Source organism: Rhodocyclus tenuis (genome assembly GCF_014197755.1).
Lineage (GTDB): Bacteria > Pseudomonadota > Gammaproteobacteria > Burkholderiales > Rhodocyclaceae > Rhodocyclus > Rhodocyclus tenuis.
In genome coordinates, this window is sequence record NZ_JACIGE010000013.1 from 32164 (window position 1) to 58600 (window position 26437).

The window sequence follows — 26437 nt, forward strand, 5'->3', positions numbered from 1 at the left end:
AGGAGCATCCCGTCGTGACCGAACAACATGTCAGACACGCAATCTTTCCGGCAATCCTCCTCGCTCTGGCGCTGCTGCCTCTGCCAGCGCAGGCGACTCAGGAAAAGATCACCGAGATGGAAGGCGAACGCATCGTCCGCAACAGCATGACGATCGAAGCCGAGTACATCCAGCCGGTCGAACTGCAGAACGGCAAGGTCGCACGCAAGGATGCCGACATCTACCTGCAGGCGCACATCAAGGCTGCCAGCGCCAATCCGCTCGGCTTTTCGAAGTTCGCCTGGATTCCTTTCCTCGACGTGCGCTACACGCTGAAGAAAACCGGCACCCGCTGGCAGAGCGAAGGGCGTCTCGATCCGGCGATTGCCCAGTACGGACCGCACTACGGCGCCAACGTCAAGCTCGACGGCTTCGGCAAGTACCACCTGACGCTGCATGTCGCCCCGCCGGCGGAAGGCATCTATCGGCACATCGGCGTCGATACGGGAATGGTCTTCTGGAAACCTTTCGACGTCGACTGGAACTTCAGCTACCTCGGTGTCGGCAAGCGTACCGCTGTTGGTGGTTCGGGCGGGTACTAGGCCGTGTCACGCGCATCAGACGCCCTCCGCCAATCGGCCCGCTGCGCCTGCGTGGCGGCAGCCGGCACGCCAGCCCGGCACGCGCCAGGGGTCGGGCGAGGCGTCGATTCGCGCGGTTTCACGCTGATCGAACTGCTGGTCGTCTGCGCCATTCTTGCGGCACTGTCGTTCGTCTCGTGGAGCGGCTACGCGGGCGTTCAGGAAAGTGCCGAGGACGAGGTCGCACGCGCCGAAATGCAGCGCCTCGCCGACGCGCTCCGCCGCTTCAAGGCAGATACGGGCTTCTATCCCGGCCAGGGGCCGTTTGCGCTGGCGACATCAGGGACGAGCGAATCCGGCAGCGCCGGCAGCGTCAGCTGCAATCCACTCGGCGGCGTCCTGCGCAGCTGGGCCGCCCCCGACCTCGATATCAACAAGGACGCGTGGTTCGCCTCGCCGGCCAATCTGGCACTGCTCTTTGACGCGCCGGCGCTGTGCGCCAACCATCCGCTGGCCTTTCTCAAGCGCTGGAACGCCGAAACGCGGCGCGGCTGGCACGGTCCTTACCTGCCGAGCGCTTCCCGGCTATGGGTCGACCACGGCGCCGACCTCAACGCCAGCACGCTGGTTGCCGGCGCGCCCGACGGCACCGGCACACCGCTCGCCGGCAGCAAGATTCTCGACATCCCGGCCTTTGGCGCCGGCCCGCGCTATCGCGCCGCCGGCCCGAGCGGCAGCAGCTGCAGCGGGCAATCCGCCGAGAACGGCAACTGCATGCTCGGTTGGCGAACGATGCCGCGCGAAACGATCGGCTATTCCGACGCGCAGCAGGAACTGATCGCGCACGCCCGCCCGTTCACGGTTTTCGGTCTGGCCAATAACGACCATCCCCGGATCGTCTACTGGGGACGCGACGGGCGTTACGGCGGCCGCAACACGCTCGACGCCTGCCTCCCCAACCTGATTGCCGACGACGGCGCCGACGACCAGGTGCTCTGCCTCGATCACTGATCCACCACGAGACCCACATGAAAGCACAAGCACTTCCCCGCCTGAGCGCAAGGCTGCTGCACAGCGCGATTCTTGGCCTGGCGCTTGCCGCGCTGGCGCCAGCCGTCAGCGCGGCAGGATCAACCAACGGCGCGAAAGCCCCCGAGATCAGCGAACAGGCACTCGATGCGGATACCACCTACAAGCAGGTCGACCTGAAAACCCTGGTTGCCGCGTCGCGAACCGAGGTGCCCGGCCAGCGCATCATTTTTGCACCGTCACCGATCCGCTTTCGCGCCACCCTGGGCGCGCTGCCCTCACCACAGAAGTCGGAATACCTGATGAGCGCGCTGGGCATGATGAAGATCAGCAACCCGCCCAAGGTCAGCCAGCGCATCGCACTCGATTACGGTGGCGAAAGGCCACTCGCCGCCTATATCGAAGACGCCGCGGCGGCGCGTCTCGCGCGCGAGGTGAAGCCCGGCGACGCGCGCACCTTCTACGCCTTTCACGTCTACAACTCGACCCGCGGCCCGGCGCTGCTGGTCATGTCCTTCGCCGACTGATGCCGAAAGCACACGCCAGACAGGCCGCGCGTTCGCTGTGGCAAGCTCCCGGGCAGGCGCCATGGCGCGCCGCCGGCGGCTTCACGCTGATCGAGTTGCTGGTCGTCGTCGCCATTCTCACCTCGGTATCTCTGCTCGCCTTCGGCGTCAGCAGCGAAGACCGCGCGCAGATCCGCTACGACGACACACGCGAACGCCTCAAGCAGCTACGCAGCGCCATCCTCGGTCAGCTCGGCCCGGCGCCGGGCAAGGCCATCGGCGGTTTTGTCGCCGACAACGGCGACCTGCCGGGCGACCTGGCCACGCTCCTGCAACGCGGCAGTCTGGTCGAACAGGCGGTCGTCAGCCCGCAGTTCGACCCGCAGCCGGTCGCCGCAAGCTGCGCCGGCAGCGGCAGCGATGTCATTGCGCTCTCTGACAACGCCGCGCTGCTGGTCAAGGGACACCGCGGCGACTACCTCGGCGGACTGGCCTTCAACGGCCGTTTTCGCGACGGCTGGGGCAACGAAAGCGCAGATGCCAGCGACGACGCCCGGAACTTCGGCTGGTCGCTGGCCATCGACAGCAGCGCGCGCAGCCTTGCCGTCAGCAGCCTCGGCGCCGACAACGCCGTCGGTGGCGACGACTATGCGAGCGACCATGTACTGAATGTGACAAAGACTGACTGGCTGGTGCCGCTGCAGGGGATCAGCGTGACGGTCGTCAACTTCACGCAGCAGGACATCGCCGCCAGAAACCTTTCGGTCAGCCTGCTCGTCTTCCGCAACAACAGCAGCGGCGGCGAGTGGCTGCGCTATTCGACGCCGATCGCCGCCAGCACCTGTCTCGACGGCACCGGCGACGGACTGGTCAATGGCATCAGTTGTTCGCAGAGCCTGGTGTTCAGCTTCGACGCCAACTGCAAGGCCGGTGACAGCAGCAGCGGCCCAAGCTGGGTGCCGCAGGGGCAGCACCTGTTGCTGCTGACTGCCCATAGCAGCGCAAACCTCTGGGACGGCAGCGACGCGATCGAACACGATCGCGCCGGCACCAGTACGAAGTACAGGTACTTCACCCGCGTCAATCTCGTTCCCGGCCAGCGACCGGCCGACATCAGGATGGAACTGCGATGAAGCGGCTACTCGGCAAACTTCGCCGCGGCAAGCCGGCACGCTCGGTCGCCGGCAAGGCACGCACCGGCACCTGGCGCGAACGTCTGTCCGGCCTGCGCCGCCGCCTGACACCGGGCGAAAAGCCCCGCCTGCTGCTGGCGTGGGACTTCGGCCAGCTCGAGGCGGCGCTATTAAGCGGCAAGGGAGAAAGCGGCGAGGTGCTGGCCACCGCCAGTTCGCGACAGGCAAGCTTCGCCGCCGCCCTCGACGAAGTGCTCGCCGCGCTGGCCAGGCAGACGCTGCTCGAGCCGCGCCGCGTCGTCCTCGCCGCGCGGGCGCTGCAACCGGCAATTGCCAGACTGCCGGTATCGCCGGAGAAACCTAGACCCGCAGCGCAGATGCGCGAGCTGCTCCAGTCCGAACTGGAACCGGTGCTCGCCGAATTCGGCGCCATCTGGTCGGTTGGTGCGCTACTCGAAGCGAACGGATACATCTCGCCACAGCAGCGGCAACAGATCCTCGCGCACGAAGTCGCGCGCCGTGAACAGCGACTGCCGCCGCTGCGTTTTGGCGAGCTCGCGCTCGACATGGAACTGATCGAGCGCGAGACGCTCGACCGCTGCATCGAAGAACAGCAGGCCTTGCAACACCTGGACGCGACGATCGTCTCCGGCTGGTGCGGCCGAATCGTCGAGGAACGCCCGCTGTGGCTGGCGTGCGGCGTCGGCAGCAGCAGCTATCGCGAATGGCAGGAGGCACTTGCCGAACACAAGCTGAGGCTTGAAGCCTGCCTGCCGCTCGCCTGGCTGGTCAGCGAAGCGGCGAGCCCCGGCAGCGCGAGCGAACCGGGCGCGGCCGCAACGATTGCCCTGGAACTGCACCGCGAAGAGGTCGTCGCCGTGCATCGTCAGGCGGGTCAGGTGCTCGAAACACGCAACGAAGGTCGCATGGAGCGCGCGCTGCAGACCGACTGGTTGTGCCGGCTGATCGCCGACTGGGGTGGCGATACGCGCACGCAACTCGAACTCGTCTGCGTTTATCCCGAAGACGCCGGTGCCGCGGCGCTGTGCGACGAACTGCTGCTGTGCACCGGCCACCCCACACGCCTGCGCCAGCCGCAGGAAGTCTGGCGGGACTTCTGGCCGGCGCTGGCGAGAGCAGCCTTCAGCCGGACGCCGCAACTGCCACGCATTGTCGACCGTGAACTGCGCGGCTCGCCATGGAAAGACCACGACGTACGTCGCCTTGCCGCGCTCGGACTGGTCGTCGTCGTTCTCGCCGGTATTGAAGGCGTTCAGCAGTTCAGCTTGCAGCGTCTCGATGCGCAGCTGGAGGAACGCGCCCGCGTGGACCGGGAAAAGTCCCTGAACAGCCAGCGTGAAGCCACTTTCAACAGTGAGCTCAAGGCGCTGGCGAGCGATCTGGAAAGCAGTCGGAAACAGCTCGAACCCTTGCTCAACGACCGCGAACGCCTGAGCACGATCACCGCCATGCGCCACAACCTGCCCGACCTGCTGCTGGCACTGGCACAGGCAGTCGGCGGCGACGCCGTGCTCGAGGGCCTGCGCAACAGCAAACAGAGCAGTAACGCGTCGTCGATGCAGGTCGTCGCCTGGTCACCGAGCTATACGGCGGCGCAGGATTTCGTCAATCGCACTGCGGAACTGACCGGAGCGCTTGGCTATGGCGTCGCACAGACGGAAATCGTCGAGCGCAAGGGGCGCAACGGGCGTTCCGGCCACGAAGTGAGCTTCTGGCTGGTGCTTGACGGCGACGACCTCGAAGGCGAAGCGCGTACGCCCGAAGCTTCGCGCCGCGCCGCGCCACCCGCGCCCAGTACCGGCATTTCCGCCGTCACCCCGGCCAGCCGACCATGAACGCCATACGTCCCCGTCGCAAGTCCGGCGCAAGACCATCGCGTCTGCGCACCCTGCTTTCTTTCTGGCAAGGGCTGCCGGCAAAGGAAAAGAACACCTACACGGCGATCAGCATCGCCCTCTGTATTGCCATCTACTTCGGCCTGATCTGGCCGCTTGGCCACACGCGGCTGGGAAAGATCGAATACGCGATGGAAAAGCAGGGGGCACGCGAAAAGAGCCTTGCCAAAACGCCAAACACGCCCGAGCCGCCACCCCCAAGCCTCGGTGGCAAGAACCTGACCGAAGCCCGGCACGAGCTCGAAGCACTGCGCCAGCAACTGGAAGTCACGCAAAAGGAAGTGACGCGCCTGAACGGCAGCTTCGTTCCGCTCGACGACACGCTCGCCTTGAACGTGCTCAAGACCGGCCTGACCAACCTCGCCGAGTCCGGCGACATGGAAGTGCTGGCGCTCGAACACGTCTACCTGCGCGTCGAGGACAAGGACCGTCCGCCAACGCCGCAGATGATCAAGGAAGCGGCGCAGGCCAACCCGTTCAAGCGGCCGCTGATCGTCATGCGCGCACGCGCCAGCTATCGCGGCCTGATGCAGTTTCTCGACGGACTGGCCGACCTGCCCTACGTCGCGGCACCGGTGAGCAGCGACATTTCGGTACAGGTCGACCGCAATCCGCAGACCGGCGCCCCGCTACGGCAATGGCTGGAAGTGCAGATCAGGTTTGCCGTATGAGCGCGATTTCCTTCAGCCTGAACGGCGCTCCGGCGCGCGCGGTGTTTGACGCCCTGCTCGATGCCATGGTCGAAAACAGTGCCTCCGACCTGCACCTGAGCGCTGATCGCCCACCCTCCTGGCGCGTACATGGCGAGATTTCGACGCTCAGCGAAGAAATCTGGTCGCCCGAACGCATGCGCGAACTGCTGACGAGCCTGCTCGCTGCCGGACAGCACGCTGATCTGGTGCAGAAGGGCTCGGTCGACCTCGGCCACAGCTCGGGCTGCGGCGAGCGTTTCCGCATCAACGTCTTCCGCAGCCTGGGTCAGACGGCGCTGGTTGCACGCCATCTGCCCTCGCGCTTTGCCAGCTTCGCCGAACTGCGCCTGCCGAAGAGCCTGCGCGATCTTGCCTATTTGCCGGCCGGCATGGTGCTGGTGACCGGCGTCACCGGCAGCGGCAAGAGCACGACGCTGGCGACGATCATCAACGAGATCAACAGCAACAATCAGGCTCATATCCTGACCATCGAGGATCCGGTCGAATTCGTTCATACGCCGAAGAAGGCGATCATCAGCCATCGCGAGCTGCACACCGACGTTCCCGATTTCGCCAGCGCCGTCAAATCCTCGCTGCGTGAAGACCCGGACGTGATCCTCGTCGGCGAATTGCGCGACACCGAGACGATGCGCGCCGCGCTGACCGCAGCCGAAACCGGCCACCTCGTCTTTTCGACGCTGCACACCGCCGACGCCACCGGCGCCATCGAACGCTTTGTCGGCGCCTTTCCCGGACAGGAACAGTCGGTCGCCCGGCACCGCCTGTCGCTGGTGCTGAAAGCCGTCGTCGCACAGCAACTGCTGCCCTCGGCCGAACACGCCGGGCGTACTGCTGCCGTCGAGGTGCTGCAGGTGACCTCGGCGGTCGCCAACCTGATCGCCTCGGGGCGAACCGCGCAGATCTACTCGGCGATCGAATCGGGACGCGAAGCGGGAATGCAGACCTTCGACCACTCGCTGTCCTCGCTTGCCCGCGACAAGCTGATCAGCGTCGAAGAAGGCCGCCGCCGCGCGCGCGATGTGCAGAACTTCGACCGGCTGCTGCGTGCCGGGAGGAGCGACTGATGATCCTCAACGAAGCGGCGCTGATCAGCGCCGGCGTCCAGGCCGGGCTGTTCGACCGCGAAACGGTAAACCGCCTCCGCAGTCAGGCCAGGATTTCGCGCCAGCCGCTGTTGAGCGCCCTGTCGGTTGAGCTCGGCCTGCCGATCACCGCCCTGTACATGGCACTGGCCCAAGTCAACGAGCTGCCCTACGCCCGGCTCGACAGCTGGCAGCTCGACGCAGCTGCCGCGCGTCTGCCGGCGACGCTGCTCAAGCGGCATCCGATGGTGCCGCTGCGCACGCCGGAAGGAAAGCTCTACCTCGCCGTCAGCGATCCTGCCGATCAGCTCGGCATCGAGACCGCGCGCCGCATTTTCGGTGCGAATACGCCGCTGGCGGTGGTCGAACCCGATGCCATCGCGCCGCTGATCGCGCGCTTCGCGCCCGGCGAGGCGCGCGACACGGCGGCCGAAGAACCGGTCGCGCTGTTCGAGCGGCTGGTCCGCGAAACGCTGCTGCGCCGCGCCTCCGACATCCACATCGAAAGCGTCAAGGACGGCGTGCGCGTCCGCCTGCGCATCGACGGCCGCCTGCAGGCCTGGGGCAGCCTGCTGCCGTCCAGCCTCGGCGAAGGGATGATCTCGCGGGTGAAGGTGCTTGCGGGAATGGACATTGCCGAGTCGCGCGCCACGCAGGACGGCGGCCTCAGCTACCCGCTCGGCGAAGGCGTCGATCCGGTCGAGATGCGCTGCGCCTCGGCGCCGGTGAAGTTCGGCGAACGGCTGACGCTGCGCGTGATGAAAAGCGATCCGGGCCGGCAGACGCTCGACGCGCTCGGCATGCCCGGTTTCATGGTCAGCCGCGTGCGCGAAGCGCTGTCGCACCCGCACGGCATCGTCCTCGTCACCGGGCCGACCGGTAGCGGCAAAAGCACGACGCTCTACGCCGTGCTGCGCGAACTCGACGCCAACGCGCTCAACATCCTCACCGCCGAAGACCCGGTCGAACAGGTGATTGCCGGCATCTCGCAGGTGCAGGTCAACAGCAAGGTGGGCTTTGCCGACGCCTTGCGCAGCTTCCTGCGCCACGACCCCGACATCATCCTGGTCGGCGAGATTCGCGACTTCGACACCGCCGATGTCGCGCTCAAGGCCGCCGCCACCGGCCACATGGTGCTGTCGACGCTGCACACCAACACATCGGTCGGCGCAATTACCCGTCTCGCTGACATCGGCTGCGAACGCTTCCTGATCGGCGCGACGCTGCACGGCGTCATCGCGCAGCGGCTGGTACGCATGCTCTGCCCGCACTGCCGCAAGGAACGCGCCGCATCGCCCGAGGAAAGGCTGCTGCTCGGCTGCGGCGATGGCGATGGCGATGGCAATGGCGCACAGGATTGCCTGATCCACGAGCCGGCGGGCTGCCCGCGCTGTCTCGGCAGCGGCTACCGCGGCCGGGTCGGCCTGTTCGAAGCGCTGTGGCTCGATGCCGATCTCACCGAACACATCGCCAACGGCGCCGGCGAGCGCGAGCTGTCGCGCGCGGCTGGCAATTTCTGGCGACTGCGCGACGACGCGCGCGACAAGGTACTGCGCGGTGTGACCAGCTTGGCCGAAGTTCGCCCCTTCCTGAACCTGGCCAGCTGAGGAGCAAAAGCGCATGCCGACCTTCAGTTACGCCGGATTGAACGCGCAGGGCAAGGAACTGCGCGGCCAGATCGAGGCCGTCGACCTCGGCGAAGCGCGTGCCGCACTGCGCCGGCAGGGACTGCGCATCCTTGAGCTGGTTGCCGGAGACGCTCGCCAGCGTTCGCTGCTGCAGCTCGGCAGCTACCTCCTCCATCAGTTCAAGGCCGGACTGTCGGTACGCAACGCCGACCTGACCATGTTCTACCGGCAGATGCAGCTGATGCTGCGCGCCGGCCATACCATCGTCGAGGCACTCGAGGTGTCGGCGCGTCTCGCCTCGCGGCCGCGGCTGGCGCGCGCGCTCGAGCGCTGCTCGGCGCGAATCAGCGGCGGCAAGAGCTTCTCGGCGGCGCTGTCGCAGGAGAGGGCGATTTTCCCGCAGATTGCCGTGAAGCTCGCCGAAGCCGGCGAGGCCAGCGGCGAGCTCGATCTGGTCTTCGAGCGTCTGAGCGCGCTGACCGAGCGCCGCAGCGACATCCGCCGGCAGCTGATCACCGCGCTGACCTACCCGGCGATCGTCACGCTGGCGTCGATCGGCGTCATCACCTTTCTGGTCGGCTCGGTCGTACCGCGCTTCGCGGTTTTCCTGCAGTCGCGCGGCAAGTCGGTGCCTTGGGCGGCGCAGACGATGATGGATATGGCCGAATGGCTGCAGCGCTGGGGCTTCGTCCTGGCGGTGGCTTTTGCCGCACTGATCGTCGGCAACTTCCTGCTGCAGCGGATCCCGCGCGTGCGCCTGGTCAGCGACCGCTTCCTGCTGCGCCTGCCGGTTCTCGGCAGCACGATGATGGCCGCGGCGATGGCGCAGGTGGCGTGGACTTTCGGGCTGATGCTGAGAAGTGGCCTGACGGTGCTCGAGGCGCTGCGCTCGGTCAGCCAGATCGCCGGCAACCAGGCGCTCGCCCGCGCCCTGCAATTGGCAGCAGAACAGGTACTCGAGGGCCGGGCAATGGCGGTAGCGCTGGCGCGCGACCCGATCCCGTCTCTGGTCCAGCACATGGCGGCGATCGGCGAGCGCAGCGGCGAGATCGAGTCGGTGATGGAAGCGCTCGGCAATCACTACCAGAAGGAGCTGGACTCCCGCGTCAAGCTCCTTTCCACCTTGATCGAACCCGTGCTGACGCTGGTCATCGGCGGCATCGTCGGCTTTGTTTACTACGCCTTCTTCCAGGCGGTTCTTGCCGTGTCAACCGGAGGCGGCTAAGCCGATGAGCTCCCTGATGTTCCCGCTATCCCGGCCGATCGCAGCCGTACTCCTGAGCGTGGTCGTGATGACCCCGGCTGCGCAGGCGCAAACGCCTGCCGCCGAAAAACCGCCAGCCAGCAGTCGACCGGCAGGCGCCGCTGCGGCACCCGCTGCCGCCGCAACGGCAGCACCCGGCCTGCCCGCGCGGCAGGCGCTGCTGCCACGAACGGCCGCCCGTCGCTTCGACAGCACCAATGACCCCTTTGAGGTCTCGCCGCAGTTGCGCGAAGGGCGTACCGGCAACCGCTACCAGAGTGGCGGCGGCGCCAGCGTTCTCGAGCTCAATCGCTTCATCCGCCTGAAGGCGGTGTTGCTGATCCGCGGTCACTCAGCCGCCCAACTGCAAATCAGAAATCAGGAAACGATTACCGTGATGGACAAGGAACTGATCGACCTCGGCGACCTCGGCACTTATCAGGTCACGATCGACCACGACGGCGTCGCGCTCGCCAATCCCGGCTTGCCACAAGGCCGGAAGGTGCTGCGATGAAGCACTCGCGCACGCTGCTTGCCCTGCTCCTGCCGTCGCTGCTGCTCGTGCCGGCCTCGGCGCAGGAGTCCGCCACCCCGCGCGAGGCAGCGACGAGCAGCGCGCCTGCAGCAGCGAAAGCAGTGCGCGCAGCCAAGGCAGCAAAGAACACTGCCGAGCCGGTAAAGCCCGCAGGTTCTCTCGGCGACATCCAGCTGACGCAGGTTCGCCTCGACGAGGCGGCGCGACTGCTGTCGCAGATCGCCCGGGCCAATATCGTCGTCACCGGCAGCGTCGCCGACAAGGTCGTCTCGCTCTACCTGCACGACGCCACCGTCGAAGACATGCTGCGCAACCTCTGTCGTGCGGCGGGCGTCTGGTACCGCTTCGACCCCTCGTCGAAAACCCACGTCGTGATGAGTGGCGCCGAATACCAGAAGGATCTGGCGATCGTCCGCGACGAACAGACTTCGGTATTCACGCTGCGCCACCACAATGTCGTCGCCGCCGCCAACGCCATCCGTGCGCTCTATGGCAGCCGCGTCGCGCTCGCCATCCCGATCGAGGAAACGCCGCCGGTCAGCCTCGGCAGCGGCAACCGGGTGAGCACCGGCGGCAATCGCACGGGAACATCGGGGAGCGGCTCGGGGAGCACTTCGGGAAGTGGCAGCAACACCGGCAACAACATGGGCAACAACAGCAACCTCATGGGCGGCAGCTTCAACCAGAGCGCCATGGGCAATGCGCTGCTGAACCGTTCGGGTGTGGCGGGTGGTGCCGCCACCAATTACGACCCGCGCAGCGACCTCGGCCGCCTCGGCCAGGAGCGGATCGACCAGCAGATCAAGCTCGATGAAGACGGGCGTCCCGTCGTCGGCATCACCGACATCCAGGACGCAGCCGCCCGTCAGGGGCCGACGATCTACGTCACCTACAACAAGCTGAACAATCTGCTGCTGGTGCGTAGCGGCGACGACGAGGCGTTGCGCCAGATCGCCCGTCTGATCCAGGACATGGACAAACCGCCGCGGCAGGTGTTGCTCGAAATGAAGATCCTCGAAGTGACGCTCGACGACGGTTTCCGTTCGGTCTTCGACATCGGCAGCTCAGGCAAATCGAAAACCAGCGGCCCACTGACGACCGGTGCGCTCGGCAGCACCTCGACTTACGCCCGCAACTCGCTGCAGACCGGCCTGTTCGACGTCGAGCAGGACGCGACGGCGATCTGGCAGATCATGAGCGACAAACTCAGCCTGCGCTTCCAGCTCTTGGCGCAGGAGAACAAGCTCAAGGTGCTGTCCTCGCCGATGCTCGTTGCCGCCAACAACCAGCTGGCGCGGCTGTTCATCGGCGACGAACGCGTGCTCACCGTCGGCGCCTCGTCGGCAAGCACCACCGGCACGACTGGCGCGACCAACACCACAATCACCGTCGAGACCGAAAAACGCGACGTCGGCCAGACGCTGTCGATCCTGCCGCGCATCAACGGCGACCGCTCGGTCAGCCTGACCATCGACCAGGACAGTTCGACGGTCAAGCTCAAGGACGCGACGATTCCGATCGCCACGGCCAACGGCGACATCTATTACTTCCCGATCGACACGGTCAATACCGCCAACCTGCAAGTGACCGCGCACGCCATGGACGGCATGACTGTCGCCGTCGGCGGCATGATCCGCGATAGCATCGAACGCGACGAGGAGAAGGTGCCGGTGCTCGGCGATATCCCTATCGTCGGCACCTTCTTCAAGCGCGACGTGCGCGCCTCGGTGCGCTCGCAGATCGTCCTGCTGATCACCCCGCGCGTACTCGAAAAGCCCGAAGACGCCGACCGCGTCGCGCAAAAAAAGACTCAGGACTTCAACGCCTTGGGGGCGACGATCCCGACTACGCCGATCCTGCCGAAACTGAGCAACACCCCGTCCGCGCTTCCCGCCTCCGGCATTGCCAGCGGCCGCGACGGCGATACCAGCTTCGCGGCACTGGCGCGCGCGGCAGCGAGCACGGTCCGGCAGAAAGACCCGACCGCGGCGCCGCAGGAAGGACTGAGTGCCGTCCCCTTGCCCGACCACCAGCGGATTGCACTGGCCGACGGGATCGAAGCCCGCCCGAGTGCCAGCTGGCAGCGCGACGGGCTCTACGTGACCGCGCTGCAACTGATCAATCTCGGCAGCCAGCCCAAACCGCTGGCGGCGACGCTGATTCGCGGCAGGTGGGCAGCGATCGTGCTCGAGAAATCAAGGCTGGAAGCGAGTGGCAGTGCCGGCTCGTGGGCCTGGGCTTATGCCATCTCCCGGCAACCCTTTGAACAATCGGTGGAACGTCAATGAGCTTGCGCGAACGCATCGCAGCGCTGGCGATCCTGAGCTTGCTCATCAGCCAGCCGGTACTCGCCGACCCTTTTGCCGAGGGCTCGATGACTGTCTTCGCAGGAGGAGACGCACGGGAAACGCGCCTGGCGATCGCCGAGGCGCCGACGCTGACCGTATTCGACGACGACGGACCACGCGCGGTCAATGTCGATGCCAACTGGCCGAAGGTGCAGGGCGAAGGCCATTTCAAGCTGTCGCTTGGCCAACGCCATGAGACGACCCGCTGGAACATCGGCGTCGACGGTGGTCCGAACGTCCTGTCGGAACTGCGCTGGCAGGTTCCGGCCAGCGAAGTCCGCGTCGACGGCGTGTGGACCCATACCTCAGGCTTTACCGTGAAGAGCTTTCTCGCCTACGCGCAAAGCTTCGCCGGCGGAGAAGTCCAGGACTCTGACTATCTTCTGGACAACCGTCAGGCAGAGTTTTCGCGTTCGTATGCGAGCCCGACGGGCAGCCGCATGCTCGACATCTCGATCGGCGCGGGGTGGAAACTGCCGCTCGGGCGTACGGCCTCGCTCACCCCGATGCTCGGCTTTGCCCGCTACGACAGCCGCTACCGCATGCGCGACGGACGGCAGGTGCTGTCCGACTACGGTCTCGCCCCTCCACTGGGAACGATCGGCGGCCTCGACAGCAAGTACAACCCGGTCTGGAACAGCGTCTGGTTCGGTATCGATGGCCAGCTCCAGGCGACCGGGAAGCTCGCCCTGCGCAGCGAAATCAAGAAGCACTACTTCCGCTACGAAGCCGAGGCCAACTGGAATCTGCGCAGCAGCTACGCGCATCCGGTCAGTTTCGTGCACCAGGGAGACGGCAGCGGCTGGTCGGCCGTAGTCGGCGCCGACTGGCAGCTCGCCCGGGACCAGCGGCTGACGCTGGATCTGAGCAAGCGCGATTTCAGGCTCAGGAATGGCACCGACACGACCTACCTTTCCGACGGTTCAAGCAGTTCGACCCGTCTCAACGAAGTCATCTCGGACAGCTGGTCGGCCCACCTGGGCTACCGGGTCGAGTACTGAGTTCCGGATCGTCGCCGCCTCGCCCGTATGAAGCTCTCGATCAAATTGCCCGGCCAGCGCTGGCTACCACGCTGGCTACCACGCCGGCTAACAATCTCCCTCGCCATCCTTGCGCTGGCGCTTGCCGTACTCGGCTGGAGCATCTGGCAGACGCACTGGGCCTGGCAGTCGGGCTACGGTGACGAAGACATGAGCGCTTTCGCGCTCGCCGACCCGCGTAGTCTCTCGGGCGGCGACCTGACGAGTTTCCACAAAGGCTTCAAACCCTTCGGGCAGGCCGCAGCAAATCTGCCCTGGCAGTACGCGAAGATATTCGAGGACGGCGACGGCCTGTTCGAACACGCGTTCGTCCCCGCCGTTTCGCCGCGCATCGACGGCGAACGCGCCGGCCTTGGCCCGCTCTACAACGCCAATGCCTGCGGCGCCTGCCATTTCCGCGACGGCCCAGTGGAATCGCCCTATCAGACCGGCGGGCAGATGAACGGCATCTTCCTGCGCCTGAGCGTTGCCGACGGCAAGGGCGGCTGGCAGGCGCCGACCGGCTACCACAGTCAGTTGCGCGACAAGTCGATCGCCGGCGTTCCCGCCGAAGGACTGGGCGTCATCGAATGGGAGGAGCTACCCGGCACTTTCCCCGACGGCGAGCCCTATCGTCTGCGCCGGCCGCACTTCCGTGTCGACCATCCGGGCTATGGTCCCTTGCCGGAAAACCTGATCATCGAAGCGCGCAGCGCGCCACGACTGGTCGGCATGGGGCTGCTTGAAGCGGTGGACGACAGCACTTTGCTGGCGATGGCAAGCTCGATCGCGGCGCACGCCGACGGCGTTTCGGGGCGCGTCAACCGGGTGAGCGATCCCGCAACCGGCAAGACCGTCATCGGCCGCTTTTCGCTCAAGGCGAACGAGCCCAATCTGCGCGCACAGACCGCCGGCGCTGCCTTCAACGACATGGGGATCACCTCGCCGCTGCATCCGCGCGAGTTATGCCTGCCGGGCCAGCAAGCCTGCCAACTGGCCGTTGCCGCGATGCCCACGGATCGCCCCGATTTAGCTGAAGAGCAGTTGCAGGCGCTGACCGTCTACCTGCAACTACTGGCCGTGCCGGCGCGGCGCGACGTCAACGAGCCGCAGGTCATGCGCGGCGAACGCCTGTTTGCGCAGGCCGGCTGCGCCGCCTGCCACCGCGAGACGCTGCAGACCGGCGACAGCCACCCGATCAAACGCCTGCGTCGGCAAACCATCCATCCCTACACCGACCTGCTGCTGCACGACATGGGGCCGGGCTTGTCCGGCCGACCCGACGGCGAAGCCGGCGCACAGGAGTGGCGAACAGCGCCGCTGTGGGGAATCGGTCTGACCGAACGCAGCAATCACCACTCGCACTTCCTGCACGACCAGCGCGCGCGCAGTCTGCAGGAGGCGATCCTGTGGCACGACGGGGAGGCGGCCGTTGCGCAACAGCGCTTCGTGAAGCTGCCACGCGCCGACCGGCAGGCGCTGATCCGCTTCCTGGAGTCCTTATGAGGACAAACCGGATAAACCCTTCGCGGCAGGGCGGCGAGCAGGGGCAGGGAGGCAGACGCGCTCGTGCCGCCCTCGCGTTCTGGCTGGCGACGCTGACGGGACCACTCGCGATGGCGGGGCCGATCACGACCGACCGTCCCGATTTCGTCGAATCTGCGGAAACCGTCGGCGCCGGCCGGGCGCAGATCGAAACCAGCGCGCTCTGGGAGCGCAGCGAAAGTGACGGCAGCACGACCCGCCAGCGTTCGACGCCGACGCTGCTGCGCCTGGGTGTTGGCGAGGACTGGGAAGTACGCCTCGAAAGCGAGGGACGCCTGCGTACACAGAGCAGCTCCAGCGGCGGCAACGCGGCAAGTGCGGGCTGGGCCGATGCGTCCGTCGGGCTCAAGTGGCACATGCTCGACGCCAATGGCCTGCAGCCGAGCCTCGGCTGGCTGCTGCACGCCGACCTTGCCAGCGGCAGCCACAATTTCCGCGGTCAGGGAACGCGCCCATCGCTGCGCGCGGTCATGGAATGGGAACTGGCCGAGCGCTGGTCGTTTGGCGCGATGCCGGGGCTGGCAGTCGAGCGCGCAGACGGAGAGCGCCATGTATCCGGCAGCCTTGGGCTGATGCTTGGCCGGCAGCTGAGCGAGCGCTGGCGCGTCCTCGGCGAATTGGCCTTACCGCGAATTGCCACAGCACGCAACGGCGGCAACGAAGCCTTCCTCAATTTTGCTGTCGCCTGGCTGCTCAGCAACGACACCCAGCTCGACCTGTCGGCGCAACGCGGACTGAACGAACGCAGTGTCGGCCGCGGCGGCGGCGTCGGCCTGTCAATGCGCTTCTGACGCGCTTCTGCAGCGCCGCCACCTTCCGTCATGAATCCACACTGCCGCCCTGGCGGCCCCGAATCCCCCTGAAAGGAAATCCATGCAACAGCCAACCGATCCCGCACTTTCCAGCGCCATCGCCGCAGTCAACAGCGTCCTGCTCGGCAAACCCCACGCCGTCAAGCTGTCGATGGCCTGCCTGATCGCGCGCGGCCACCTGCTGATCGAAGACCTGCCCGGAATGGGCAAGACGGTCCTCGCGCACGCGCTCGCCAGGACGCTCGGCCTGTCATTCAACCGCGTGCAGTTCACCAACGACATGCTGCCCGGCGACCTCACCGGCGCGGCGATTTTCAACAAGGAGAAAGGCGAGTTCGTCTTTCATCCCGGCCCGATCTTCACGCAGCTGCTGCTCGCCGACGAAATCAACCGCGCCTCGCCAAAAACGCAGTCGGCGCTGCTCGAAGCCATGGAAGAACGGCAGGTATCGAGCGACGGCACAACGCGGGCGCTGCCCGAACCCTTTTTCGTCATCGCCACGCAGAACCCGGTCGACCAGCTGTCGACCAATCCCTTGCCCGAGGCACAGCTCGACCGCTTCCTGATGCGCATCTCGCTCGGCTATCCGGACGCGTCGGCAGAAATGGAAGTGCTGCGTGGCGAAGATCGCCGCGACCTGCTCGAGCGCCTCGCGCCCAGCCTCGACGGCGCGGCGCTGCTCGCGCTGCAACGGGCGGCGCGCGCCGTGCATGCCAGCGACGCGCTGCTCGCCTATGTGCGCGCGCTCGCCGAACACACGCGGCACGGTGCCGGGCTGGTCTATGGACTGTCGCCGCGCGGCGCGCTGGCGCTGCTCGCCGCCGGCCGCGCCTGGGCCTTGCTTGACGGCCGGGAGCACGTACTGCCGGCAGACATCCAGGCGATCTTCCCGGCCGTCGCCATCCACCGCCTGGGGATGGGCAACGCGCTCGGCGCCGAAACCTGCGCCAAGAGCATTGTGGACGCCGTGGCACTGCCATGAGGCGAGCGCACGCCCTTCGTCCGGCTTGCCGGCTGGCGCCGACCGGGGCGGGCGCCATGTGGCTGGCCACAGCGCTGGCGCTGATCGCCACCGGTATCAACTACGGCAACAATCTGGTCTTTGCGCTGGCCTTCATGCTGCTCGCCATCTGGCTGCAATCGGCCTGGCTCTGCTGGCGCAACGTCTCCGGTCTTGTCTGGCAGCCGGGAGTGCCGATGCCGGTTTTCGCCGGCGAGGCAGTTCGCATCGAGGGCCGACTGCGCGAGAACAGTGGCCGCCAGCGCTTCGCGCTCGAGCTCGCGACGGATGCGGAGTCGGGCGAGCGCAGCGGTGTCGCCAGCGACAGCGACGCGCCCCTCGCGCTGGCACTGCCGACGCAGCGCCGCGGCCTGCTCACGACAGAGCGCCTGCTGCTGCAGTCGCGTTATCCGCTCGGCCTCTGGCAATGCCGACGCCGGCTGCCGACGCTGCAGGCACTCGTTTATCCGGGGCCGGCCGGCGAGGCGCGGCTGCCTGTCGCCAGTCCGCTGCCGGCGCACCGGCAGACGGCAGCGGACGACTTCCAGGGGGTTCGCGCCTATGCCCCAGGCGACTCACCACGGCGCATCAACTGGCGCGCTTTCGGACGCAGCGAGCAACTGCTGGTCAATCGTTTCGACGGCGGTCGCGGCGGCGAGGCGCTGTGGCTCGACTGGGAAAGCTGCGCCGGTCACGGCGAACGGCGTCTCGGCCAACTGACACGCTGGGTGATCGAGGCCGAGCGCGAAGGCCGCGAGTACGGCCTGCGTCTGCCCGGCGGCGCACTGCCACCCGCCCGTGGCCGCGCGCAACGTGAAGCGACGCTGGCCCGGCTGGCGCTGTTCGAAGGCATTGGCGGAGTCGAAATGGCATGAGAAACAGCATGAAAGCCTTCGCCTCCCCCACCCTTTCGCTGAACACGCCGGATGGCGCGGCCCGCCTCTGGTCGCTGGCGCTGCTGCTGCTGGCACTCGCCGCGCAGGCGCCGGCACTGCCGCTGGCCGGCTGGCTGCCGCTCGGCCTGGCACTGGCCAGCCGTCTGCTGCCGGCAAGCCCCTGGAGCAATGCCTTGCGCCTGCTCTCTCTGGCGCTGTGCGTCGGCGCTGCCGGACTGGCCTTCGGCTGGCTCGAAAGCACGACGTTACGCCTTTCCCTGTTGCTGGTGCTCGCGCTGAAGTGGGCCGAAAGCCGGCGCGTGCAGGAATACGCACTGGTCTCGGCGGCGGCACTCGTCGCCGTCGCCATCGGCATGCTGCAATGGGGCGACGGCGCTGGCGTGCTGTTCGTGTGCACGGGGGTCGCTCTCCTGCTCGCCAGCTTCGGTACGCTGACCTGCGCCGGCGCGCCAACCCGGCCGGCCGGCAAGGCGCTTGGCGTCGCCTTGCGCGACGCTTTCCGCCAACTGCTGCCGGCGCTGCCGCTGGCGGCGCTGCTCTTCCTGTTCTTTCCGCGCATCCCCGGACCGCTGTGGGACATCGGCCTCAGTTTCGGGCTGCCGCTGCCGGCGGGCATCGAACAATCGCAGCAAGGGCTTGGCGCCTCGAGCCGGCTCAAGCCCGGCCAGACGCAAACGGGAGCCAGCGATGGCGAACCGGTGCTGGTCGCCGAGTTCAGGAACTGGGTGCCGCCGACCAACATGCTCTACTGGCGCGGCCCGGTTTTCTACGATTTCGATGGCAGCGAGTGGCAGCTTGACGCCGAGTACGCGAGCGGCAGCGGACGCCGGCTGATGCAGAAGGGCTGGCGCAGCGCCGCCGACTTCAGGCAGGAGCTCCGCTCTTCGGCGCAGGAAATCCGCTACAAGGTCCGCCTCAGCGCGCACAACGGGCTCTGGCTGTACGCGCTCGAGTTGCCTGCGCAGCTGACCAGCGAATCCTTCATCGGCCCGGACTGGCAGTTGCTCTCGCACCTGCCGGTGCGCGAGGAAATGAGCTACGAGCTGTCGTCGTGGCTGGAATGGAGCGCCGGCAGTTCACTCACAGCGGAGCTGCGCCAGCGCGCGCTGGCGCTGCCGGCGACCGGCAACCCGCAGCTGCGCGCACTGGGCAGCGAACTCGCGCAGCAGGGCGATGCCGACGCGATCATGCGCGCGGGGCTGGCGCAACTGGCCCGCGGCGGCTACCGGCTACGCGACCGGTTCACGCCGCCCGAGGGCGAGAACGCGCTCGACACCTTCTGGTTCGAGACGCGCGAGGGCAACGCCGAATTCTTCGCTGCGTCCTTCGTCATCCTGATGCGCGCCGCCGGTGTGCCGGCGCGTCTCGTTACCGGCTACCGCGGCGGCAAGCTGATGGCGCTGACCGACTACGTCGTCGTCAAACGCAATCACGCGCACGCCTGGGTCGAGATATGGGACGACGCCAAAGGCTGGCGACGCGTCGATCCGGCTGACCTGATCGCCCCCGACAAATACGCCGGGACGCCAGCACAGCCGCGTCAGGAAAAGAAGGAGGCGCCGAAAGCACAGGAGAAGCCGACGCAATCGTCTGGCGGCGCGTCGGCGCCGGCAGGTGGCAGCTTTGCCGCGGTCGTCGCCGAACGGCCCAAGCCGGGTGAGGGCTGGACGCTGCCCGACGTTTCCGACTGGCTGGGGCGCTGGGTCTTCCGCCTCGACGCCGAGCGGCAGCAGAAGCTGCTCGGCGGACAGGGCGGCGGCTTTGCCTGGATCTGGCTGCTGGTTCTCGCCGCCGCCGGCAGTGCGCTGCTCTTTGCCGGCAAGTTGCTGTTCGGCCGCTGGCGCGAGAGCCGCCGCCTGCCGCCAGCACAGCGCGCCTGGCACAAGGCCTGCCGTCTGCTTGCCCGGAAGGGGCTGACGGGCAGAACCGGCGAATGCCCGAGCGAGTTCGCGCGGCGGGTGAGCGAGGAACGCCCGCAGTGGGCCGAAGCGATGCGGCAACTCGGCGACAGCTATGCCGAATGGCGCTACGGCCGCTCGCCCGCTGCTGCTGCACCGGCCGTGAGCCAGGCCTCGCGTTTGCTGATCAACCGCATCCTTTCGGAATGAAAACCATGTCCCACCTGCGCAGCCTTGCCTGTCTTCTTGTCTTGCTCGGCCAACTGGCCTTTGCCGGAGCCGCCGGCGCGGCGACCGACGGCGCCGCCGTCGTCGCCGAAATCAGCCGTCGTGGCGATGCGGCGGTCGCGGCCTACTCGCCGACGAAACCGCTGCCGACAGCGAGCGAGTTCTCCAGCCTCTACTTCGACGTGTTTGAAGGCGCCGGCATGGAACTCGACCTCGGCATGAAATCGCCACGCCTGAAAACGGAAATCGAGGTGCTCTTCGGCTCGGTCAACAGCCAGTCGATGCGCGGCGTTCCGGCAACAGAACTCGCCGCCTCGTGGAACGAACTGCGCAGCAAGCTGGCCGAGGCCGGCACACTTTACGACGAACCGCAGTCCACCGGCTTCCTCGCGGTTTTTCTCAAGTCGCTGCTGATCCTGGTGCGTGAGGGCGTCGAGGCGATGCTCGTTGTCGGCGCACTGGCGGCGTATCTGCGCCGTGCCGGCGGTGCCGATCGGGTCTGGGTGATCTACGCCGGCGCCGGCGTCGCCATCCCGCTGTCGCTGCTGACCGGCTGGGCACTGACCGGCGCCCTGCAGGCCGCGGGCGCGTCGCGTTCGGTACTGGAAGGCGTGACCATGCTGCTGGCGGCGGCGGTGCTCTTCTACCTGAGTTTCTGGATGTTCTCCAAACGCGAGGCGCAGCGCTGGCAGGCCTGGGTTGCCGGAAAGGTCGACAGCGCCCTGACGCAAGGCTCGCTGCTCGCGCTGGCGGGGGCTGCGTGCCTTGCGGTCTATCGCGAAGGCGCCGAGACGGTGCTCTTCTACGGCGCGCTGCTGGCCGGCAGCGCCGGGCAGGAAAGTGCGGTCGCTGCGGGGATCGCCGTGGCCGCCGCCGTTCTCGTCGGCGCCTTCTTCGTCCTGCGCCTGGTGAGCCTGCGCCTGCCCTTCGCCGCGTTCTTCGGTGGCACGGCCGTTCTGCTGTACGGACTCGCCGTCGTTTTTGTCGGACAGGGGATTGTTGAACTGCAGGCCGCCGGATTACTGGGGAGCAGCCCGCTGGCGTGGGCGCCGCAGGTCAGCTCGCTGGGAATCGCGCCAACCGCGCAGGGAATCGGCGCGCAGGGCAGCATGCTGCTGCTGCCGCTGCTGCTCTGGAGCGGTAGCCAGTGGCGACGCGCGCGCGCATGAACGCCGCGAGCGCGAGCCAGACGACAGCAGCGGCGGGCGACCCGGCCGATGGTCTGATCGCCGCCGCTCCCGTCGTTCTCGACGTTCAGGCGGGGAAGCGCATGCTGTTTGCAATTGTCGCCGCCGGCGTCTTTTCTCTGCTGGCGTGTACGGCCTTCTACCTGTTCGAAATCGAACGGCTGACGCGGCAGCAGCTCGCTGCGCTGGCACATCACGCGGGGCAAACGATCAATGCGACCGACCTCGACTGGCAGCGTCAGGCACGTGCCCGGATCGGCCCGCTGGCGACGGCAGACGGTACAAGGACGAGCCTGTCCTGGCACTACGATGCGGGCGACGGCAGCATCGCACGCGTCGTCGGCTTCCGCCTCGCCGACGGCCATGCGGCAAGCTACCGCTATCCGCTCGACACCGCCTGGCTGATCGCCAGCGGCCGTTCCGATCTGCGCATTTTCCTGGCCTGGCGCGGGCGTGTGCTGGGATCGTCACTCGGAGAAGCCGGCGCTGGCGAGGCCGCCGCGCTCGATACGCTGTTGAGCGGGCGCATCGCGCGCCACGATGAACTTGTCGTCCAGGCGCCGATGCGCTGGGACGAGTTGCCGGACAGCCCCGTGCTGGTCTTCCAGCAGCGCCTGTTTCTGCCGTTCTCGCTGGCCGAGATCGCGCTGGCCGGGCTCTTCCTGTGGGCACTTCTCGCCGCCACCGTCTGGATGAGCGTCGGCATCTGGCTCAACAAGGCGCTGCAGCAGATCCAGTTCATGGCCTATCACGATCCGCTCACCGGTTTGATCAACCGCGCCGGACTTCGCGTCGGTCTCGCCCACATGCTCGCCGAGAGCCGGCGCAACCAGCAGTTGCTGGTCGTTTTCTATCTCGATCTCGACCGCTTCAAGACGATCAACGACTCGCTCGGCCATGCCGCCGGCGATCTGGTGCTGAAGGAAGCGGCGCGGCGCCTGCTCGCCTGCGTACGTGATTCCGACTTTGTCGCTCGCGTTGGCGGCGACGAATTCGTCGTCGTCGTCGGCGAACTCGTCGACCCGAACGACGCCGCGGCGATCGCCCGCAAGATCATCGCCAGCCTGGCTGAACCCGTCGCAGCGAATGGACTTCGCCTGCAGACGGGTTGCTCGATCGGCATTGCCACCTTCAGCGGATCGCCGTCCGATCCGGACAGTCTGATCAAGCAGGCCGACAGCGCCATGTACGCCGCCAAACAGGAAGGTCGCGGCCGCTATCACTACTACGATGAGAGCCTCGGCGCCAAAGCCGACCAGCGCCTGTCGCTGGAAATGAAGATGCGCCAGGCGATGCATGCCGGCGCATTCGCGCTGCACTACCAACCGGTCGTTTCACGCGCCGGCACAACGCAGTTGATCGGCTTCGAAGCCCTGCTCCGCTGGCGCGACGATGATCGCGACATGGCGCCCGACGAGTTCATCCCGGTCGCCGAGGAAAGCGGCCTCATCGTCGAGCTCGGCGACTGGGTGCTGCGCACCGCCTGCCGGCAGATGCAGTCATGGCGTCTGCGTTTCGCGCACGCGCAGACGCTCTCGGTGTCGGTCAATGTGTCGATACGGCAGCTGCATGCCGGCGATTTCGCCGCACGTGTCGAACACGCGCTGGCCGACAGCGGCCTGCCGGCCAGCGCGCTGATTCTCGAACTGACCGAGAGCCTCTACGTGGACAGCCACACGGCGGTGCCGAAAACCCTGCTGCGGCTGCGCGAGATCGGCGTCAGGCTGGCCATGGACGATTTCGGCACCGGCTATTCGGCGCTGTTGAGCCTTTCGCGTCTGCCGATCAACCGGCTGAAAATTGATCGTTCATTCGTTGAGCACATCACCGACGCCCTGGAAGAGCTGGCGATCGCGCGCTCGATCATCGTCATCGCCAGACAGCTGGGACTTGAGGTCGTCGCCGAAGGCGTCGAAACCGAAGCACAGGCGAAGCTGCTCGCTGCCAACGGCTGCCATGTCCTGCAGGGCTGGTTGTTCGACCACGCGCTGTGCGCAAACGATGCCGAGCGCTGGATCGCGCTGCCTGAAACAAGCGCGCATGAAAATGCGGCCAACGCCCACCTGTCGCGCACAGCGACTATCCCCGAAGCATCGGGAGCTTGACCAGCGCCCCCATACAATTGATAATCATTCGCATCGCACAAGGTCAGGATTCGCCGACCGAGGAGACTGCGCATGTGTTCCCCACCCTTTCCCACAGCATTTCCCCTGACAGCAAGCCCCGCGAAAATCGAATCGTGGACCGCTCTCGGCCCCCAGGCCGGCGCGCGCTTGCCGCCGCCGGCCATCGCCAACCGGAGTTCGCGCCGGCGCAAGCTGTGGGAGCTTGAGCAGCAATTCCACTGTCCGCTGATCGGCGTCTGTTTTGACGTCGACCATCTGCGCAAGCTGCTGTCCAGGCACTTCCACTGTCCGCGCGAACTCAGTGATTTCAAGCTGCACACGAGTGCGGTCGCCGCCTGTGGCGAACGCAGCCAGCTGGCCGAGGTGCTGCAGAAGGACCTCGAAAAACGTCTGCAGCTGAGCATCGGCCGCTTTGCCGGCGCCAAGAGCAGCGCTGCGCTGCGCGAGCTGTGGCGCACCGCCGTGCTCAGCGGCAGCGAGCTTCCCGGCGCGCTCTGGGCGTGCTGGACGCATCCGGCCTGCGACCGCGAACTCAGCCTAGACATCTATGGCGAGATTCACATGATCCAGCATCAGGTCGGCGGCAGCACCCGCGCCGACCTCGGCACGCTGACTGCCTTGCGCGCCGAGAACCAGCGCTTGCGCGAACAAGTCGAGACGGCGCGCGGCGAGAGCGAGCTGCTGCGCAGCGAAAAGGTCAGCGCAACGCAGACGATGTCGCGCCAGATCGCCGAGCAGCGCGCCGAGCTGGCCGGCAAGGAAGCGTCGATCGAAAGCCTGCGCAACGAAATCGACTCGCTGCGCCAGGAGATTCCCGAACTGCGCGACCGGCAAGCGCTCGCCCGGCGCGTGCACGAGAGCGAAAGCAGACTGGCGAGCGCCGGCGCACGCAACGCCGAGCTGGAAAGACAAGTAGCCGAACTTGAGCACCAGCTCCGGCAGGCGCTGGCACTGCGCGAGCGAGCCGTGCCGGAAAGCGACGAGAGCGACGAGAGCGCGCTTGACGCGACGCTGCGCGCCGGCCCGGCAGATCTCGGCGGCAAATGCGTGCTCTGCGTCGGCGGTCGCACCGCCGCCATCGACAACTGCCGGCAACTGATCGAGGTCCGCGGTGGGCGCTTCCTGCATCACGACGGCGGCCGCGAAGAAAGCCTGCATCGCATCGACGCTGCAGTCGCCGCCGCCGATCTGGTCATCTGTCAGGCCGGCTGCATCAGCCACAGCGCGTACTGGCGGGTGAAGGAGCAGTGCAAGCGCACCGGCAAACGCTGCCTCTACATCAAGACGACCGGTATTTCAGGGCTTTCCCGCCTGATCGACGCCAGTGCGCAGGAAACGCTTGTCGCCGAGGAATGACCACCGCCACCGGCAAAACTGTCGCGGCACAACGCCGGGTAAAGCACGCATACCATTTCCGTGCTCTCCGCAGGTATCATCGTCACCTCGACCAACGAAAGACACTCGCATGTCCCGCATCGTTTCTGCAACACCCGGCCGTATCCGCATCCGCGACAAGGGCCTGCGCCAGAGCGAACGGCTGGCACGGCTGGAAGCCACTCTCGGTAGCCTGCAGGGGATCACCGAATGCACAGGAAACCGGCGCGCCGGCAGCCTGCTGCTGCGCTTCGACCCGACGGCAGTTGATATGGCTGCGCTGGAAGCCGCGATCGACGCCGCCGTCGACGCCGAATTCGCCCTGACGGTCGGCAAGCACCCGCTGCGCAGGAAACTCAACCGCTACGCCAAGATCGGCATGCTCGGCAGCATGGCGGCGACGCTGGCTTTCGCCGCCAGCGGCAACAAGCGCCTGCACACCGCCGCCGGCACGATCTTCGTCGGCTGCATGGGCGTGCATATGTACACCTTCAGACACCACCTTTTGCGCTGATGCATGCCAGACCTTCAGATTCATCCGCTGCTGCCCGATCCGTCATGAGTAAAAGCCGTTTCGATTCCGTCATCCAGGCCGTTGCCGACGACACGCTCGACCTGCCTGCGGTCGTCGCCTGCTTTGCCCCCTATCTGCATATCGCGCACCAGTTGCCCGGACGCATCCGCTTCCGCATCGAACTCGCCGCGCTCGACGATCCGGCGATACGCAGGCTCGGCAGCGACGCGCTGTCCGACGCGCTGGCCGGCATCCGCGGCGTTCGCGATATCAAGCTGAACAAGCTGGCGCGTTCCTGCGTCGTCGAATACGACCGCACGCAGATTCCCGATACCGCCTGGGCCGACCTGCTCGCCGGCCGCGACACGCCGGCGGCGCAGTCACTGACCGGCATCCTGCAGGACCGTTATGCGGAGGTTCGCCGTGCCTGAATACGACGAGGCGATCCTGCGCGGCCGGCGCGTGCTGCCGCAGGCGCCCTTTCCCGCACTGCATCAGGCCTTGCGCATCGCGCTCTACGACGCCTGCGCGGCACGCGCCTTCGGCGCGCGCGTGATCGCTGCCTTCGGCGCGCAAGCGCCTTTCGTCAAGCTCGCCGCCGCCGAGGAACGCACTGTCGCCACGCTGACGGCGCTGTGCGAACGCTACGGCGTGCCGCGGCCGTTCGACCCTTTTCCCGGTGAAACGACACTGGCGCCCGGCTGGCGCGCCAATCTCGAGCGGGCGATTGCCGGCGAACTGGCCAGCATCCAGCTCTATCAGGAATTGCGGGCACAGGTCCGCGCTCGCGACGTCCGGCGCAGCTTCGCCGCGCTGCAGGCAGAAGCAATCGACGATCACCTGCCCGCCCTGCAAGGCGCGCTGGCAACGGCGCTGGCACGCGAGCGCTACCACGCCGCGCAGGGCGTGCCGGCAGATCAGGCCTACACGCGGCACGGCCCGCTGACCAATCTGCTCGAACAGGGCATTTCCTTACTGAGCGGCCAGCATGGCGCTGCCGGCATCGCCGGGCCGCTGCTGCGTGCCGCTAAACCCGGCCTGCTCGCCGGCCTGCTGGCCGGCGGCGCCGCCGCCTACTATCTGCGCCAGCGGCGCAATGCAACGCACGACCACGCGAACACTCACCCGGAAGAGGAGGACTGACC

Annotated in this window: 23 protein-coding genes; all 23 read left to right on the top strand. The window is 67.0% G+C overall.

What is annotated here, in order from left to right:
- Window positions 1–14 precede the first annotated feature (14 nt).
- The 23 genes from GGD90_RS15330 to GGD90_RS15440 all read left to right on the top strand — a co-directional run bounded on the left by GGD90_RS15330 (window position 15) and on the right by GGD90_RS15440 (window position 26435).
- Window positions 15–581: an iron transporter gene (locus GGD90_RS15330; protein WP_153117619.1), complete on the top strand. Its 567-nt coding sequence runs from the start codon at window positions 15–17 to the stop codon at window positions 579–581.
- A 51-nt stretch (window positions 582–632) separates the two neighbouring features.
- Window positions 633–1571 (top strand): type IV pilin protein, encoded by a 939-nt coding sequence (locus GGD90_RS15335; RefSeq protein WP_184415233.1) that lies wholly within the window; start codon window positions 633–635, stop codon window positions 1569–1571.
- Window positions 1572–1588: 17 nt separating this feature from the next.
- Entirely contained in the window at window positions 1589–2116 is a 528-nt protein-coding gene (locus tag GGD90_RS15340; protein ID WP_153117617.1) for a hypothetical protein, read from the top strand.
- Window positions 2116–3228 (top strand): type II secretion system protein, encoded by a 1113-nt coding sequence (locus GGD90_RS15345; RefSeq protein WP_153117616.1) that lies wholly within the window; start codon window positions 2116–2118, stop codon window positions 3226–3228. Before GGD90_RS15340 ends, GGD90_RS15345 begins: the two co-directional genes overlap by 1 nt.
- Window positions 3225–5084 carry a hypothetical protein gene (locus GGD90_RS15350; RefSeq protein ID WP_153117615.1) on the top strand — a complete coding sequence of 620 codons (1860 nt, stop codon included), beginning with the start codon at window positions 3225–3227 and terminating at the stop codon, window positions 5082–5084. The genes GGD90_RS15345 and GGD90_RS15350 overlap by 4 nt, the downstream gene beginning before the upstream one ends.
- A complete protein-coding gene (locus GGD90_RS15355) occupies window positions 5081–5815 on the top strand; it encodes a hypothetical protein (protein ID WP_153117614.1) in 735 nt (244 codons plus the stop codon). The genes GGD90_RS15350 and GGD90_RS15355 overlap by 4 nt, the downstream gene beginning before the upstream one ends.
- Window positions 5812–6921 carry a type IV pilus twitching motility protein PilT gene (locus tag GGD90_RS15360; RefSeq protein ID WP_153117613.1) on the top strand — a complete coding sequence of 370 codons (1110 nt, stop codon included), beginning with the start codon at window positions 5812–5814 and terminating at the stop codon, window positions 6919–6921. Before GGD90_RS15355 ends, GGD90_RS15360 begins: the two co-directional genes overlap by 4 nt.
- On the top strand, window positions 6921–8546 hold the full coding sequence (locus tag GGD90_RS15365) for a GspE/PulE family protein (protein ID WP_153117612.1): 1626 nt from the start codon (window positions 6921–6923) through the stop codon (window positions 8544–8546). Before GGD90_RS15360 ends, GGD90_RS15365 begins: the two co-directional genes overlap by 1 nt.
- Before the next feature lie 13 nt (window positions 8547–8559).
- Window positions 8560–9792: a type II secretion system F family protein gene (locus GGD90_RS15370; protein ID WP_153117611.1), complete on the top strand. Its 1233-nt coding sequence runs from the start codon at window positions 8560–8562 to the stop codon at window positions 9790–9792.
- A 4-nt stretch (window positions 9793–9796) separates the two neighbouring features.
- A complete protein-coding gene (locus tag GGD90_RS15375; protein ID WP_153117610.1) occupies window positions 9797–10324 on the top strand; it encodes a hypothetical protein in 528 nt (175 codons plus the stop codon).
- Complete coding sequence (locus GGD90_RS15380; RefSeq protein ID WP_153117609.1) at window positions 10321–12633, top strand: secretin N-terminal domain-containing protein; 2313 nt, start codon at window positions 10321–10323, stop codon at window positions 12631–12633. The genes GGD90_RS15375 and GGD90_RS15380 overlap by 4 nt, the downstream gene beginning before the upstream one ends.
- Window positions 12630–13694, top strand: coding sequence for a hypothetical protein (locus GGD90_RS15385; protein ID WP_153117608.1), 1065 nt, complete (start codon window positions 12630–12632; stop codon window positions 13692–13694). The genes GGD90_RS15380 and GGD90_RS15385 overlap by 4 nt, the downstream gene beginning before the upstream one ends.
- 27 nt (window positions 13695–13721) lie before the next feature.
- The gene (locus tag GGD90_RS15390; RefSeq protein WP_153117607.1) at window positions 13722–15218 is read left to right on the top strand and encodes a di-heme oxidoreductase family protein; all 1497 of its coding nucleotides are present in this window, start codon (window positions 13722–13724) and stop codon (window positions 15216–15218) included.
- Window positions 15219–15328: 110 nt separating this feature from the next.
- Entirely contained in the window at window positions 15329–16048 is a 720-nt protein-coding gene (locus tag GGD90_RS15395; protein WP_221227803.1) for a transporter, read from the top strand.
- 82 nt (window positions 16049–16130) lie between these two features.
- Entirely contained in the window at window positions 16131–17051 is a 921-nt protein-coding gene (locus tag GGD90_RS15400) for an AAA family ATPase (RefSeq protein ID WP_153117605.1), read from the top strand.
- A 56-nt stretch (window positions 17052–17107) separates the two neighbouring features.
- Window positions 17108–17944, top strand: coding sequence for a DUF58 domain-containing protein (locus GGD90_RS15405; RefSeq protein ID WP_184415235.1), 837 nt, complete (start codon window positions 17108–17110; stop codon window positions 17942–17944).
- 8 nt (window positions 17945–17952) lie between these two features.
- Window positions 17953–20073, top strand: coding sequence for a transglutaminase TgpA family protein (locus GGD90_RS15410; RefSeq protein ID WP_184415237.1), 2121 nt, complete (start codon window positions 17953–17955; stop codon window positions 20071–20073).
- Entirely contained in the window at window positions 20070–21260 is a 1191-nt protein-coding gene (locus GGD90_RS15415; protein WP_184415239.1) for an FTR1 family iron permease, read from the top strand. Before GGD90_RS15410 ends, GGD90_RS15415 begins: the two co-directional genes overlap by 4 nt.
- A complete protein-coding gene (locus tag GGD90_RS15420) occupies window positions 21257–23383 on the top strand; it encodes a putative bifunctional diguanylate cyclase/phosphodiesterase (protein ID WP_153117601.1) in 2127 nt (708 codons plus the stop codon). Before GGD90_RS15415 ends, GGD90_RS15420 begins: the two co-directional genes overlap by 4 nt.
- Before the next feature lie 168 nt (window positions 23384–23551).
- Window positions 23552–24760 carry a DUF2325 domain-containing protein gene (locus GGD90_RS15425; RefSeq protein ID WP_184415241.1) on the top strand — a complete coding sequence of 403 codons (1209 nt, stop codon included), beginning with the start codon at window positions 23552–23554 and terminating at the stop codon, window positions 24758–24760.
- A 109-nt stretch (window positions 24761–24869) separates the two neighbouring features.
- Window positions 24870–25292: an HMA2 domain-containing protein gene (locus GGD90_RS15430; protein ID WP_153117599.1), complete on the top strand. Its 423-nt coding sequence runs from the start codon at window positions 24870–24872 to the stop codon at window positions 25290–25292.
- 44 nt (window positions 25293–25336) lie between these two features.
- Complete coding sequence (locus tag GGD90_RS15435) at window positions 25337–25723, top strand: cation transporter (protein WP_221227804.1); 387 nt, start codon at window positions 25337–25339, stop codon at window positions 25721–25723.
- Window positions 25716–26435 carry a ferritin family protein gene (locus tag GGD90_RS15440; RefSeq protein WP_153117598.1) on the top strand — a complete coding sequence of 240 codons (720 nt, stop codon included), beginning with the start codon at window positions 25716–25718 and terminating at the stop codon, window positions 26433–26435. Before GGD90_RS15435 ends, GGD90_RS15440 begins: the two co-directional genes overlap by 8 nt.
- Window positions 26436–26437: the final 2 nt, after the last annotated feature.

Excerpts from the sequence above, each read along its gene's own strand:
- GGD90_RS15420 (WP_153117601.1), top strand. The coding sequence starts at position 21,257 with ATGAACGCCGCGAGCGCGAGCCAGACGACAGCAGCGGCGGGCGACCCG.
- GGD90_RS15405 (WP_184415235.1), top strand. The coding sequence starts at position 17,108 with ATGTGGCTGGCCACAGCGCTGGCGCTGATCGCCACCGGTATCAACTAC.
- GGD90_RS15370 (WP_153117611.1), top strand. The coding sequence starts at position 8,560 with ATGCCGACCTTCAGTTACGCCGGATTGAACGCGCAGGGCAAGGAACTG.
- GGD90_RS15415 (WP_184415239.1), top strand. The coding sequence starts at position 20,070 with ATGAAAACCATGTCCCACCTGCGCAGCCTTGCCTGTCTTCTTGTCTTG.
- GGD90_RS15430 (WP_153117599.1), top strand. The coding sequence starts at position 24,870 with ATGTCCCGCATCGTTTCTGCAACACCCGGCCGTATCCGCATCCGCGAC.
- GGD90_RS15375 (WP_153117610.1), top strand. The coding sequence starts at position 9,797 with ATGAGCTCCCTGATGTTCCCGCTATCCCGGCCGATCGCAGCCGTACTC.
- GGD90_RS15345 (WP_153117616.1), top strand. The coding sequence starts at position 2,116 with ATGCCGAAAGCACACGCCAGACAGGCCGCGCGTTCGCTGTGGCAAGCT.
- GGD90_RS15380 (WP_153117609.1), top strand. The coding sequence starts at position 10,321 with ATGAAGCACTCGCGCACGCTGCTTGCCCTGCTCCTGCCGTCGCTGCTG.
- GGD90_RS15395 (WP_221227803.1), top strand. The coding sequence starts at position 15,329 with ATGGCGGGGCCGATCACGACCGACCGTCCCGATTTCGTCGAATCTGCG.
- GGD90_RS15400 (WP_153117605.1), top strand. The coding sequence starts at position 16,131 with ATGCAACAGCCAACCGATCCCGCACTTTCCAGCGCCATCGCCGCAGTC.
- GGD90_RS15350 (WP_153117615.1), top strand. The coding sequence starts at position 3,225 with ATGAAGCGGCTACTCGGCAAACTTCGCCGCGGCAAGCCGGCACGCTCG.
- GGD90_RS15360 (WP_153117613.1), top strand. The coding sequence starts at position 5,812 with ATGAGCGCGATTTCCTTCAGCCTGAACGGCGCTCCGGCGCGCGCGGTG.
- GGD90_RS15385 (WP_153117608.1), top strand. The coding sequence starts at position 12,630 with ATGAGCTTGCGCGAACGCATCGCAGCGCTGGCGATCCTGAGCTTGCTC.
- GGD90_RS15390 (WP_153117607.1), top strand. The coding sequence starts at position 13,722 with ATGAAGCTCTCGATCAAATTGCCCGGCCAGCGCTGGCTACCACGCTGG.
- GGD90_RS15355 (WP_153117614.1), top strand. The coding sequence starts at position 5,081 with ATGAACGCCATACGTCCCCGTCGCAAGTCCGGCGCAAGACCATCGCGT.
- GGD90_RS15340 (WP_153117617.1), top strand. The coding sequence starts at position 1,589 with ATGAAAGCACAAGCACTTCCCCGCCTGAGCGCAAGGCTGCTGCACAGC.
- GGD90_RS15435 (WP_221227804.1), top strand. The coding sequence starts at position 25,337 with ATGAGTAAAAGCCGTTTCGATTCCGTCATCCAGGCCGTTGCCGACGAC.
- GGD90_RS15410 (WP_184415237.1), top strand. The coding sequence starts at position 17,953 with ATGAAAGCCTTCGCCTCCCCCACCCTTTCGCTGAACACGCCGGATGGC.
- GGD90_RS15365 (WP_153117612.1), top strand. The coding sequence starts at position 6,921 with ATGATCCTCAACGAAGCGGCGCTGATCAGCGCCGGCGTCCAGGCCGGG.